The organism is Hydrogenophaga sp., assembly GCF_028698005.1.
GTDB lineage: Bacteria > Pseudomonadota > Gammaproteobacteria > Burkholderiales > Burkholderiaceae_C > Hydrogenophaga.
Genome location: NZ_JAQVEJ010000005.1, coordinates 1 through 12876, shown reverse-complemented (window position 1 = coordinate 12876; position 12876 = coordinate 1). Strand labels below are relative to the sequence as shown.

The 12876-nt window shown below is 67.2% G+C and carries 10 protein-coding genes; 7 read left to right on the top strand and 3 right to left on the bottom strand.

From position 1 onward, the window contains the following. Window positions 1-24: 24 nt before the first annotated feature. The gene (locus PHQ87_RS01110) at window positions 25-3177 is read left to right on the top strand and encodes an efflux RND transporter permease subunit (protein ID WP_300230339.1); all 3153 of its coding nucleotides are present in this window, start codon (window positions 25-27) and stop codon (window positions 3175-3177) included. A 16-nt stretch (window positions 3178-3193) separates the two neighbouring features. Then, window positions 3194-4594: an efflux transporter outer membrane subunit gene (locus PHQ87_RS01105; protein WP_300230396.1), complete on the top strand. Its 1401-nt coding sequence runs from the start codon at window positions 3194-3196 to the stop codon at window positions 4592-4594. Between the two features lie 83 nt (window positions 4595-4677). On the opposite strand, the gene PHQ87_RS01100 is transcribed toward PHQ87_RS01105, so the two are convergent. The 3 genes from PHQ87_RS01100 to earP form a co-directional block, all read right to left on the bottom strand. Beyond that, window positions 4678-5565, bottom strand: a complete 888-nt coding sequence (locus PHQ87_RS01100) for an LOG family protein (protein WP_300230337.1) — start codon at window positions 5563-5565, stop codon at window positions 4678-4680. Between the two features lie 136 nt (window positions 5566-5701). Continuing rightward, window positions 5702-6256 carry an elongation factor P gene (gene efp, locus PHQ87_RS01095; protein WP_300230335.1) on the bottom strand — a complete coding sequence of 185 codons (555 nt, stop codon included), beginning with the start codon at window positions 6254-6256 and terminating at the stop codon, window positions 5702-5704. A gap of 175 nt (window positions 6257-6431) precedes the next feature. Then, entirely contained in the window at window positions 6432-7532 is a 1101-nt protein-coding gene (gene earP, locus PHQ87_RS01090; protein WP_300230333.1) for an elongation factor P maturation arginine rhamnosyltransferase EarP, read from the bottom strand. Window positions 7533-7597: 65 nt separating this feature from the next. Here earP and uvrC point away from each other — a divergent pair, with 65 nt between their 5' ends. The 5 genes from uvrC to PHQ87_RS01065 all read left to right on the top strand — a co-directional run bounded on the left by uvrC (window position 7598) and on the right by PHQ87_RS01065 (window position 12876). After that, window positions 7598-9634 carry an excinuclease ABC subunit UvrC gene (gene uvrC / locus PHQ87_RS01085; protein ID WP_300230331.1) on the top strand — a complete coding sequence of 679 codons (2037 nt, stop codon included), beginning with the start codon at window positions 7598-7600 and terminating at the stop codon, window positions 9632-9634. Between the two features lie 26 nt (window positions 9635-9660). After that, window positions 9661-10230 (top strand): CDP-diacylglycerol--glycerol-3-phosphate 3-phosphatidyltransferase, encoded by a 570-nt coding sequence (gene pgsA, locus PHQ87_RS01080; protein ID WP_300230329.1) that lies wholly within the window; start codon window positions 9661-9663, stop codon window positions 10228-10230. A gap of 16 nt (window positions 10231-10246) precedes the next feature. Then, window positions 10247-11158: a DMT family transporter gene (locus PHQ87_RS01075; protein WP_300230327.1), complete on the top strand. Its 912-nt coding sequence runs from the start codon at window positions 10247-10249 to the stop codon at window positions 11156-11158. Window positions 11159-11213: 55 nt separating this feature from the next. Next, on the top strand, window positions 11214-12311 hold the full coding sequence (locus PHQ87_RS01070) for a tartrate dehydrogenase (protein WP_300230325.1): 1098 nt from the start codon (window positions 11214-11216) through the stop codon (window positions 12309-12311). Window positions 12312-12603: 292 nt separating this feature from the next. Continuing rightward, complete coding sequence (locus PHQ87_RS01065; RefSeq protein WP_300230323.1) at window positions 12604-12876, top strand: HU family DNA-binding protein; 273 nt, start codon at window positions 12604-12606, stop codon at window positions 12874-12876.

The following is a 12876-nucleotide window of genomic DNA, read 5'->3' as shown; positions in this document are numbered from 1 at the left end:
CACAGAACACGAACAAGAGCAGATATGGCCAAGTTCTTCATCGAACGCCCGATCTTCGCCTGGGTGATCGCGCTGTTCATTGCCGTGTTGGGCCTGACGTCCATCACGCAGCTACCCATCGCACAGTACCCACCGGTGGCGCCGCCCGCCGTGGTCATCAGCGCCGCCTATCCCGGCGCGTCCGCGCAGACGCTGGAAGACAGCGTGCTGTCGGTCATCGAACGCGAGATGAACGGCTCGCCGGGTCTCGCTTACATGGAATCGGTGGCCCAGGCCGACGGCTCGGGCTCCATCACCGTCACCTTCGAGCCGGGCACCGACATCGACCTGGCGCAGGTGGACGTGCAGAACCGCCTCTCTCGCGCCACGCCGCGCCTGCCGGCGGCGGTGACGCAGCAGGGCGTGCGGGTGGACAAGTCGCGCAGCAACTTCCTGCTGTTCGCGATGCTGTCCTCCGACAACCCCGATTTCGACATCGTCCAGCTCGGTGACTACGTCGCCCGCAACGTCCAGCCGGAACTGCAGCGCGTCAAGGGCATCGGCCAGGTGCAGCTGTTCGGCAGCGAGACTTCGATGCGCGTCTGGGTCGATCCGGCCAAGCTCGAGGGCTACCGCCTCTCGTCCGCCGACGTGGTGGCGGCCATCCGTGCGCAGAACGCGCAGGTGGCCTCGGGCGTGATCGGTGATCTGCCCAACATCCCGGGCCAGAGCATCGCGGCTACGGTGACGGTCAAGGGCCAGCTCTCAAGCGTGGACCAGTTCGCCAACATCGTGCTCCGTTCCAACGAGGACGGCTCCACCGTCCGCCTCAGGGACGTGGCACGGGTCGAGCTGGGCGGCCAGAGCTACGCCACGTCGGCGCGCCTGAACGGCGTTCCCGCGGTCGGCATGGGCGTGCAGCTGTCCTCCACCGGCAACGCCATGGAATCGGCCAAACTCATCCGCGAAAAGATGGACGAGCTGGCGCGCTACTTCCCCCAGGGCGTGAAGTGGAACATCCCCTACGACAGCTCGCGTTTCGTCGACATCTCCATCACGCAGGTGACGCAGACGCTGTTCGAGGCGGTGCTGCTGGTGTTCCTGGTGATGTTCCTGTTCCTGCAGAACTGGCGCTACACCATCATCCCGACCCTGGTGGTGCCGATCGCGCTGCTGGGCACTTTTGCCACGCTGATGGCGCTGGGCTTCTCGATCAACGTGCTGACGATGTTCGGCATGGTGCTGGTGATCGGCATTGTGGTGGACGACGCCATCGTGGTGGTGGAGAATGTTGAGCGCATCATGAGTGAGGAGGGGCTGCCACCCCTCGAGGCCACACGCAAGGCCATGGGTCAGATCTCGGGTGCCATCGTGGGCGTGACCGTGGTGCTGGTTTCGGTGTTCGTGCCGCTGGCCTTCTTCGCGGGCTCGACCGGGAACATCTACCGCCAGTTCTCGGCGGTGATGGTGGCCTCGATCGCCTTCTCGGCCTTCATGGCGCTGTCGCTCACACCGGCCCTGTGCGCCACGCTGCTCAAGCCCGTGGAGAAGGGCCATCACATCGAGAAGAAGGGTTTTTTTGGCTGGTTCAACCGCTCCTTCAAGCGCACGGCCAAGGGCTATGAGAGCATCGTCGCACGCGTGCTCAGGCGAGCTGCCCGCTATCTGATCATCTACGCGGCCATCATCGGCGCCGTGGCGCTGCTGTACCAGCGCCTGCCGACCTCGTTCCTGCCGCAGGAGGATCAGGGCACGGTGCTCGTCAACGTGCAACTGCCCCCGGGCGCCACGCAGGAGCGCACACTCAGCGTGATGAAGCAGGTCGAGCAGTACATGCTGGGCCAGCCCGAGGTCTCGAGCATGGTCAGCGTGCTGGGCTTCAGCTTCTCGGGCCAGGGCCAGAACGCCGGTATCGGCTTCGTGACGCTCAAGGACTGGCCTGAACGCACGGCGCCGGGCTCGGACGCCACGGCGGTGGCTGGCAAGGCCTTCGGTGCCCTCTCCGGCATCCGCGACGCGTTCATCTACCCGCTGAACCCGCCGCCGATCCCCGAGCTGGGCGCCTCGATGGGTTTCCAGTTCCGCCTGCAGGACCGTGGTGGCCGTGGCCACGAGGCGCTGGTGGCTGCGCGCAACCAGATGCTGGGCATGGCGATGCAAAGCTCCGTGCTGGCGCAGGTGCGCCCGAATGGCCTGGAAGATGCGCCACAGTTGCAGATCGACATCGACCGCGACAAGGCGCAGGCCCTGGGTGTCGGTTTCGACGCGATCAACAGCAGCCTGTCCACTGCGCTGGGTTCGTCCTACGTGAACGACTTCCCGAACCGCGGCCGCCTGCAGCGTGTGGTGGTGCAGGCCGATGCACCCGCGCGCATGCAGCCGGAAGACCTGCTGCGCCTGACGGCACCCAACAAACAGGGTCAGCCGGTGCCGCTGTCCGCCTTCGCGACCACGCGCTGGGTCAAGGGGGCGCAGCAGACCGTGCGCTACAACGGCTATCCGTCCATGCGCATCGAAGGTGCCCCGGCGCCGGGTTACAGCACGGGCGACGCCATGGCCGAGATGGAGCGCCTGGCGGCGCAACTGCCCGAGGGCTTCGGCTTCGAGTGGACGGGTCAGTCGCGCGAGGAAAAGCAGGCCGGCTCGCAGGCGCTCATCGTGTATGCGTTTGCCATCCTGGCGGTGTTCCTGTGCCTGGCGGCGCTGTACGAGAGCTGGTCGATTCCGCTGGCGGTGATCCTGGTCGTGCCCTGCGGTGTGCTCGGCGTGCTGCTGGCGACCCTGCTGCGGCAGTACTCGAACGACGTGTACTTCCAGGTCGGCCTGATCACGATCATCGGCCTGTCGGCGAAGAACGCCATCCTGATCATCGAGTTCGCCAAGGACCTGCAGGCCCAGGGCAAGAGCGTGATCGAGGCAGCACTGGGCGCGGCGCACATGCGTTTCCGGCCGATCGTCATGACCTCCATGGCGTTCACGCTGGGCGTGCTGCCGCTGGCGATTGCGTCGGGCGCCGGCTCGGCCAGCCAGCGGGCCATCGGCACCGGCGTGATCGGCGGCATGATCAGCGGCACGATCCTGGCCGTCGTGTTCGTGCCGGTCTTCTTTGTCGTGGTGCGCTCGATTTTCAAGGGCAGCAAGCGGCAGCAGCAGTTCGCTGCCGAACATTCCCATATCGGAGCCAAGATCGATGAGTGAGCAAGCCATCAAGAACATGACGCGGACGTCCGCCCCGCGCGGCCGGCTGGCCGCCAGCGTGCTGTCGCTGGCGGTGCTGACGGCGTGCTCGCTGACACCCGACTACCAGCGCCCCGCCGCGCCTGTGCCCATGGCCTTTCCCAGCGGGGCAGCCGATGCCCAGGCCGGCCAGGCGTTGCCGGCGTGGTCGGACTTCGTGGCCGACGAGCGCCTGCGCAAGCTGGTGCAACTGGCGCTGGAGAACAACCGCGACCTGCGCGTGGCGATGGCCAACGTGGAGCAGGTGCGCGCGCAGTACCGCATCGCCCGCGCCAACCAGGCGCCGACGGTCGCGGCCGGGGTGACCGGCGAGCGCAAGGGCACCGAAGGCGGGGACATCAGCAGCGTCTACACGGCCGGTCTGATGGTCAGCGCCTGGGAGATCGACTTCTTCGGCCGCCTGGGCAGTCTCAAGGAGGCCGCGCTCGCGCAATACCTGGCGACCGAGGAGGCCGCCAGGGCCGCGCAGACCAGTATCGTGGCGGCCGTGGTCAGCACCTGGCTGACGGTGCAGGCCGACGAGGAGATGCTGGACCTCACGCGCAGGGCTCAGGCCACGCGCGAGGATTCGCTGCGCCTGACCAGGCTGCGCTTTGACAATGGGGCCGCGTCGGCGCTGGACCTGCGCCAGGCCGAATCGCTGGCCGCCACGGCACGCGCCACGCGTGCCCAGCAGGAGCGCCAGCGGGCGCAGGACCTGAACGCGCTGGCCCTGCTGGCGGGGCAGCCCGTGCCGGCGGATCTGCTGCCGGTGGCGGGCGTCCAGCCGCCGGTGCAGATGGCCGACGTGCCCGAAGGCCTGCCTTCGGATCTGCTGACGCGCCGCCCGGACATCCGCGCGGCCGAGCAGCAACTGATGGCGAGCAACGCCAACATCGGCGCGGCGCGTGCGGCCTTCTTCCCCCGGATCTCGCTGACCGCTTCGCTGGGGTCGGCCAGTACCGAGCTCTCGGGTCTGTTCAAGGACGGTAGCTGGGGCTTCACGCTGGCGCCGCAGGCGCTGCTGCCGATCTTCGACCTGGGCCGCAACCGGGCGGCGCTGGCAGCAGCCGAAGCCTCCAGGGTGGCTGCCGTGGCGACCTACGAGAAGACCATCCAGACCGCGTTCCGCGAAGTGGCCGATGCCCTGGCCGGCCGCGCCACCTATGGCGAGCAACTGGCCGCCCAGGAGCAACTGGTGCAGGCCGAGGCGGAGCGTGTGCGCCTGGCCGACCTGCGCTACCGCAATGGTGTCGCCAGTTTCCTGGATCTGCTGGATGCTCAGCGCTCGCTGTTCAGCGCCCAGCAGGGCCTGACGCAGACGCGCCTGGCGCGCCAGCTCAACCAGGTGGGCCTGTACAAGGCCCTGGGCGGTGGCTGGACGGCCGACGCCAGCTAAACCGGCTGGCGATGATCCGGCATGACGTGCCGGCACCGGAAGGGCCCGTTTCGCGGGCCCTTTTCTTTGCCCGGGCAGCGCGCTCAGTCGCAGCGCGACTCGACGTGTGGCAGGTTGTAGAAGTCGAGGATGTAATCCCAGGCGGCCTGCGGGTCGTCCTGGTAGGTGAACAGGTTCAGGTCTTCCGGTGAGATCGTGCCTTCCTCGACCAGCACCTCCAGGTTGAGCAGGCGCTTCCAGTACTCGCTGCCAAACAGCACGATGGGCACCGGTTTGGCTTTCTTGCACTGCACGAGCGTGATGACCTCGAACAGTTCATCCAGCGTGCCGAAGCCGCCCGGGAACACCGCCAGCGCCTTGGCACGCATCATGAAGTGCATCTTGCGCAGCGCGAAGTAGTGGAACTTGAAGCTCAGTTCGGGTGTGATGTAGCGGTTGCCCGACTGTTCATGCGGCAGGGTGATGTTCAGCCCGACGTTGAGACAGCCTTCGTCGTGTGCACCACGGTTGGCCGCTTCCATGATGCCGGGGCCACCGCCGGTGCAGATGAAAAGCTGGTCTTCGCGTGCGCAGTGCTTGCTGTAGCGGGCCGCGATGCGGGCAAATTCACGCGCCTTGTCGTAGTAGTGCGCGTTGCGCAGCAAGGTCTTGGCGCGAGCGATCGCACGGGCGTCGCCGCTGGCCTGTGCCTCGGCCAGGTGCTCGCGCGCCAGCGCCGGCTCGCGCAGGCGTGCGCTGCCATACACCACGACCGTGTTGTCGATCCCCTGCTCGCTCTGGGCCAGATCGGGCTTGAGCAGCTCCAGCTGGAAGCGGATGCCGCGCGTCTCGCGGCGCAGCAGGAACTCGGGGTCGGCGAAGGCCAGGCGGTAGGCGTCGGCCTGCAGGGCATTGCCGTTGCTGGAATGTGCCTGCAATTCGGCCCACGCGTCGGCCAGCCGCTGTTCGCTCAGTTGCTGGGTGGTTTCCATGAACGTGTGTCCTTTCTTTGCCTGTCGTGTGGTGAGTTCATCGCCGGGGTCCTGATGCCGGCCGGCTGGGCGAGCGATTTCAGGCCTCCCAAAACAAAGAGGCTCCTGTAGGAGCCTCTTGCTGTGTGGGGACGGATCAGACCCGCTTGCGGTACTCGCCGGTGCGCGTGTCGATTTCGATCCGGTCGCCTTGCGACACGAACAGCGGCACTGCCACTTCGAAACCGGTGGCGATCTTGGCGGGCTTGAGCACCTTGCCCGAAGTATCCCCCTTGACGGCGGGTTCGGTCCAGGTGATTTCACGTTCGACCGACGTGGGCAGCTCGACCGAGATGGCCTTGCCTTCGTAGAACACCACTTCCACGGCCATGCCGTCTTCCAGGTAGTGCAGGGCGTCGCCCATGTTTTCGGCCTCGACCTCGTACTGGTTGTATTCCGCGTCCATGAAGACATACATGGGATCGGCGAAATAGGAGTAGGTGCACTCCTTGTGGTCGAGGACGATGTTGTCGATCTTGTCGTCGGCCTTGAAGACGACTTCGGTGCCGATGTTGCCCAGCAGGCCCTTGAGCTTCATGCGGACGGTGGCGGCGCCGCGGCCGCCGCGGGCGTATTCGGTCTTCAGGACGATCATCGGGTCCTTGCCGTGCATGATCACGTTGCCGGCGCGGATTTCTTGAGCGATTTTCATGGGTCTTCCAACGGTTGGGCCGCGTGTGCGCAGATGGAGGGCGTTGCCCCGGGAAGGGAGCAGCGTGGCGCAGTGTGGGCGATCTGTGCGGCGAGGCAGACGACACACGCTTGCGGCCGGCATCGACGGGCGTCAGGCCCGACAACCGATGCGGATATACGCAAAACCTTGGATTTTAGCGCCTTTCCCTCACGAATTCCAGCAACTGTCTCACCAGGTCGGGCTGAGCCAGAAGACGCGCGCGTGCCGCCTGCGCGCAGGCCCGCCAGGTGGCCACCACGTCCCAGCCAGGCCAGCCCGGGTGCCCGGTGGCGATGTCGTTCCACCAGTGGTGGAAGGCGCGCAGCGAGGGCGGGGCGTCCAGCCAGTCGAGGAAGGCGTCGAGCTTGGCGTGGTGCGCGTTGTCGTGCTGTGGGTAGATGTGCCAGACGAAGGGCTTGCCGGCCCACAGCGCGCGCACCAGCGAGTCCTCGCCGCGCACGAAGTTGAGGTCGCAGGACCACAGCAGGTGATCGAAATCAAACTGGGTCAGGTGCGGCAGGGTGTGCAGCCGGGCATGGGGCGGCCGGGGTGCATCGGCGGGCCAGACCGTGGCGACGGCATCGGCGGTGCGCCCGGCCGCGACCAGCCAGTCCACCGGGTGGCTGGCCGTGCCGGCGCCGGCGAGCAAGTCACGTAGCGGGCGTGGCTCATAGCAGAACAGGCTGATGCGGTGGCGTCCGGCATCGCCGGCCGGCAGACGGCGTGATGAGAGCCAGCGGCCGGCGTCGAAGGCTGCCTGGCGCGCCGGCAATCCGGGCTCGCGCAGCAGGCCGCCGGTGGCCGGCGTGAAGCCGGGGTAGAAGAACCACTTGGTCAGACCCTTCAGGGGGCCCGACATCACCGGCGAAGGCAGGCGGTGGCAGCGCTCCACATAGGCCTCGGCGCTCATGTATTCGAGGTTGAGCCAGACCGGTGGCGTCGCGCCGGCCGCCAGGCGCCGGGCCAGCGTTTCGATGCACTCGGGTGCCGGATCGCAGCCGAAGGCCTCGATCCAGACGTCGGCCGGGGGCAGGGCGTCCACCAGCCCCGCGGGCAGCGGGTCGGTCCACCGGATGACCTGAACACCCGGCCAGCGGCCCTGCAGCGCGCCGGGTGCCATCCAGTCCAGATCGTCGGGCAGGTCGATCCACAGGCGCACGTCTTCGCCGCGCGCGGCCAGGTCGGCGCACAGGCGCCAGCAGACGCCGGTGTCGCCCAGGTTGTCGATGACGCGGCAAAAGATGTCCCATCGCATGGGGCGATTGTCCACGCCGCGCCAGGGGCAGCGCAGCCATCGGCGAAGCGCCACAATACGGACCCATGGCCGAGGTCCATTCCGAACAGTTGCTCAGCGAGGTCGCGGCCCTGCCCGCGTTGCCCGGGGTCTATCGCTACTTCGACGCCCAGGGGCAGTTGCTGTACGTGGGCAAGGCGCGCAACCTGAAAAAGCGTGTCAGCAGCTATTTCCAGAAGAGCCACGACGGCACGCGCATCGGCCAGATGGTCAGCCGCATCGCGCGCATGGAAACGACGGTGGTCCGGTCCGAGGCCGAGGCGCTGCTGCTCGAGAACAACCTCATCAAGACCCTGCAGCCGCGCTACAACATCCTGTTCCGCGACGACAAGAGCTACCCGTACCTCAAGATCACGGGCACGCGCGAGACCTGGCGCACCGCGGGGCCTGGGGCGGCGCCCGCGATCCTGTTTCCGCGCATGGCCTACTACCGGGGCGTGGTGGACCGGCGGCACAGTTACTACGGCCCCTACCCGAGCGCCTGGGCGGTCAAGGAGGCGATCACGCTGCTGCAGAAGGTGTTCCGCCTGCGCACCTGCGAGGACACGGTGTTTGCCAACCGCACGCGGCCCTGCTTGCTGTACCAGATCAAGCGCTGCAGCGGCCCCTGTGTGGATCTCATCAGCGTCGAGGACTACGGGCGTGACGTGGCCGCGGCCGAGCAGTTCCTGCGCGGCGAGACGCAGGCCGTGCTGGACGAGCTGCAGGCGCGCATGATGGCGCACGCCGAGAAGCTCGAATTCGAGCAGGCGGCCGAGATCCGCAACCAGATGTCGGCGCTCTCGCGCGTGCTGCACCAGCAGGCGATGGACACCGCCAGCGACCGCGACGTCGACATCCTGGCGGTGCGCGTGCAGGGCGGCCGTGCCTGCGTCAATCTGGCCATGGTGCGCGGCGGGCGCCACCTGGGCGACCGGCCGTACTTCCCGTCCCACGTGGACGACGCGACCCAGATCGCCGCCGACCTGGAGGCCGGGAGCCCGTCCGCGCAGGCGCCCGATCCGCTCGAGCAGGTGCACGTGCGCGTGCTCGAGGCCTTCATCGCGCAGCACTACCTGGGTGCGGCGCTGCCGCACACGCTGGTGACGAGCCACCCGGTTGGCAAGGACCTGATCGAGGCACTGAGCGCGCAGGCCGGCGTGCGGGTGCACGCCGTGCACCAGCCGCGCGAGCACCGGCGTGCCTGGCTGGAGATGGCCGAGAAGAACGCCGAGATCGCGCTGGCGCGCCTGCTGGCCGAGGAGGGCTCGCAGCAGGCCCGCACGCGGGCACTGGCCGAGGCGCTGGGCCTGCCCGACGACAACCTTGACGAGCTGCGCATCGAGTGCTTCGACATCTCGCACACCGCGGGCGAATCCACCCAGGCCTCGTGCGTGGTGTTCGAGAACCACAAGATGCAGAACAGCCAGTACCGGCGCTACAACATCGTGGGCATCACCCCTGGCGACGACTATGCCGCCATGCGCCAGGTGCTGTTGCGCCGCTACGGGCGCATCGCCGAGGCGCTGCGGGCCGAGCAGGGCGGCGAAGCCCCGCCCGCATCCGGTGCCGGCGACGACACCCCCGTGGAGGTGCAGGCCGACGGCGCCGGCGCGCAGCCGCCGCGCGGACCGCGCATGCCCGACCTGGTGCTGATCGATGGCGGCAAGGGCCAGGTGGGCGTGGCGCGCGAGGTGTTCCAGCAGTTGGGGTTGGATCTGTCGCTGATCGTTGGCGTGGAAAAGGGCGAGGGCCGCAAGGTCGGCCTGGAAGAACTGGTGTTTGCCGACGGCCGGCCCAAGGTCTGGCTCGGACACGACTCGGCCGCGCTGATGCTGGTGGCGCAGATCCGCGACGAGGCCCACCGCTTTGCCATCACCGGCATGCGCGCGCAACGTGCGCGGGTGCGCACCGGTGGCAGCAAGCTGGAAGACATCCCGGGCGTCGGCCCCAAGAAGCGGGCGCGCCTGCTGCAGCGCTTTGGTGGCGTTCGCGGTGTGGCAGCCGCCAGCGTCGAAGACCTGAGTTCGGTGGATGGCATCTCGCCGGAGCTGGCCGACACCATCTACCGGGCGCTGCGCTAGCGCCTGTCCTCCTCCATAATCGCGCCATGTTCTTCAACCTTCCCACCCTGCTGACCTGGGCGCGCATCGCCGCCATCCCCCTGATCGTCGGGGTGTTCTATTGGGAAGGTGTGCCCGCCGCGCAACAGAATCTCGTGGCCACGGTGCTGTTCATCGTGTTCGCGGCCACCGACTGGGCCGACGGTTACCTCGCCCGCCGGCTGGGGCAGACGTCCGCCTTCGGGGCCTTTCTCGATCCGGTGGCCGACAAGTTCCTCGTTTGCGCCAGCCTCCTGGTGCTCGTGCATCTGGACCGCGCCAACGTGTTTGTGGCGCTCATCATCATCGGCCGCGAGATCGCCATCTCGGCATTGCGCGAGTGGATGGCCATGATCGGTGCCAACAAGAGCGTGGCGGTGCACATGGTGGGCAAGCTCAAGACCGCGGTGCAGATGACGGCCATTCCCTTCCTGCTCTACCACGGCATGCTGTTCGGCGTGATCGACACGCATCTGTGGGGCACCTGGCTGATCTGGGCCTCGGCGGTGCTGACCATCTGGTCGATGGCGTACTATCTGCGCAAGGCCCTGCCTGAAATCCGTGCGAGCGCGCGCTGAGCCCTGACACCGGAGCATGAGCCGCGCCGACACACGCGCCGATGGCGCCAGCCCCTGGATCCGGGCCATGCCCTGGGTGTTCGTGCTGATCTGGAGCACCGGCTTCATCGTGGCGCGCTACGGCATGCCGCACTCGCCGCCGATGACGTTCCTGGCGGTGCGCTACGCGCTGTCGATCCTGTGCTTTCTGCCCTGGATCGCGCTGGCGGGTGTGCGCTGGCCGGCAAGCCGGCGGCAGGTGCTGCATCTGGCGGTGACGGGTGCGCTGATGCACGCGGGCTACCTGGGGGGCGTGTGGGCCGCGGTCAAGGCCGGCATGGGTTCGGGCCTGTCCGCGCTGATCGTGGGCATCCAGCCGGTGCTCACCGCGATCTGGCTGTCCGGCGTCAGTGGCCATCACGTCTCGCGCAAGCAATGGCTGGGCCTGCTACTGGGGTTCGCCGGCCTCGTGCTGGTGGTGTCCAACAAATTCGGCGCCGGCGGGCCGGGCGACCAGGCCAACTGGCTCAACCTGTCCTATGCGCTGGTCGCGCTGCTGTCGATCACGGCCGGCACGCTCTACCAGAAGCGCTTCGTGCAGCCCTGTGACGTGCGCACCGCCAACACGGTGCAATTGCTGGCCGCACTGGTCGTGACGCTGCCGCTGGCCCTGCTGGAGACCGAGGCCATGCGCTGGAACGGCGAACTGGCCGGTGCCATGGCCTGGTCGGTCCTGGGGCTGACGCTGGGCGGCAGCTCGCTGCTGTACCTGCTGATCCAGCGCGGCGCGGCCGCCTCGGTCAGCAGCCTCATGTACCTGGTGCCGCCCTGCACGGCGCTGGTCGCCTGGGTGCTGTTCGGCGAGCCCGTCACACTGGCCACCATCGCAGGTATCGCGCTCACGGCCTTTGGCGTCAGCCTCGTGGTACGGGTCCCGCGGCCCACCTGACGCCAGCACCGCCATTCTTTTTTTCCCCACACTCCAACAAGCACAAGGAACACCGATGAGCTCCACCCATCGCATAGCCGTCATCGCTGGCGACGGCATTGGCAAGGAAGTCATGCCCGAAGGCCTGCGCGTGCTCGAAGCCGCCGCATCGCGTTTCGGCATCAACCTGCAGTTCGACCACTTCGATTTCTCCAGTTGGGACTACTACGAGAAGCACGGCAAGATGCTGCCGGACAACTGGAAGGAGCAGATCGGTGGCCACGACGCGATCTACTTCGGTGCCGTGGGCTGGCCGGAAAAGATTCCCGACCATGTGTCGCTCTGGGGTTCGCTGCTGCTGTTCCGCCGCGAGTTCGACCAGTACATCAACCTGCGGCCCGCACGCCTGATGCCCGGTGTGATCGCGCCGGTGGTGCGGCGCGACGGCAGCCCGCGCCAGCCCGGCGAAATCGACATGCTGATCGTGCGCGAGAATACCGAGGGCGAATATTCGAGCGTCGGCGGGCGCATGTTCGAAGGCACGCCGCGCGAGATCGTCTTGCAGGAGACCGTGATGTCGCGTCACGGCGTCGACCGCGTGCTGAAATTCGCGTTCGAGCTGGCGCAGACACGGCCGAAAAAGCACCTGACCAGTGCCACGAAGAGCAACGGCATCGCCATCACCATGCCCTACTGGGACGAGCGCGTGGCCGAGATGGCGAAGGCCTATCCGGAGATCAAGGTGGACAAGTTCCACATCGACATCCTGACCGCGCACTTCGTGCAGCGTCCGGACCATTTCGACGTGGTGGTCGCGTCCAACCTGTTCGGCGACATCCTCTCCGACCTCGGCCCCGCCTGCACGGGCACGATCGGCATCGCGCCCAGCGCCAATCTCAACCCCACGCGCGAGCACCCCTCGCTGTTCGAGCCGGTGCACGGCTCGGCGCCCGACATTGCGGGGCAGGGCATTGCCAACCCGATCGGGCAGATCTGGTGCGGCGCCATGATGCTCGACTACCTGGGCTACCGTGCGGCGCACGATGCGATCCTGGGCGCCATCGAAGCCGTGCTCGACCCGGCCAGCGGCGCACCCCGCACGCGCGACCTGGGTGGCATGGCCACGACCTCGGACCTCGGCCGTGCCGTGGCCGCCGTGGTCGCGCGAGCCTGACGACGTGCTGACATGACGCGAAGCTGACGGCCAGGCGTTGCGTTTGTGGGAAGCGGGCGCGGGAAAGCGACTAGAATCTCGCCTCCCGTTCCAGATTGGGCGCCGTATCGGGCAGGCGAGTATTGACAGTCTTGCAAGGGCGTGGGTCTAATCAAAAGGCGCCCGGCGTTTACTTGGATGGTATGCCGGGCGAGTCATGTGATCGACGGTCAAGCCAAGGTGGGCATGCGTTTGTGTGTCTGTGGATCGACCATGATCCTGCCGGTATTCAACACTTCAAGAGGGGCTTTTTGTGAACAAAACAGAACTCGTCGAACACATTGCCAAACAAGCCGATATCTCCAAAGCGGCCGCCACCCGCGCGCTGGATTCGACCATCACCGCCATCCGTACCACGCTCAAGAAAGGCGGCACCGTGTCGCTGGTTGGCTTCGGGTCCTTCTCGGTGACCAAGCGCCCGGCACGCAAAGGTCGCAACCCGCGCACGGGTGCTGAAATCAAGATCAAATCTGCCAAGGTGCCCAAGTTCCGCCCGGGCAAGGCACTCAAGGACGCGCTGAACTGA

Coding starts and splice junctions, on each gene's coding strand:
- PHQ87_RS01110 (WP_300230339.1), top strand. CDS start 25: ATGGCCAAGTTCTTCATCGAACGCCCGATCTTCGCCTGGGTGATCGCG.
- PHQ87_RS01105 (WP_300230396.1), top strand. CDS start 3,194: ATGACGCGGACGTCCGCCCCGCGCGGCCGGCTGGCCGCCAGCGTGCTG.
- PHQ87_RS01100 (WP_300230337.1), bottom strand. CDS start 5,565: ATGGAAACCACCCAGCAACTGAGCGAACAGCGGCTGGCCGACGCGTGG.
- efp (WP_300230335.1), bottom strand. CDS start 6,256: ATGAAAATCGCTCAAGAAATCCGCGCCGGCAACGTGATCATGCACGGC.
- earP (WP_300230333.1), bottom strand. CDS start 7,532: ATGCGATGGGACATCTTTTGCCGCGTCATCGACAACCTGGGCGACACC.
- uvrC (WP_300230331.1), top strand. CDS start 7,598: ATGGCCGAGGTCCATTCCGAACAGTTGCTCAGCGAGGTCGCGGCCCTG.
- pgsA (WP_300230329.1), top strand. CDS start 9,661: ATGTTCTTCAACCTTCCCACCCTGCTGACCTGGGCGCGCATCGCCGCC.
- PHQ87_RS01075 (WP_300230327.1), top strand. CDS start 10,247: ATGAGCCGCGCCGACACACGCGCCGATGGCGCCAGCCCCTGGATCCGG.
- PHQ87_RS01070 (WP_300230325.1), top strand. CDS start 11,214: ATGAGCTCCACCCATCGCATAGCCGTCATCGCTGGCGACGGCATTGGC.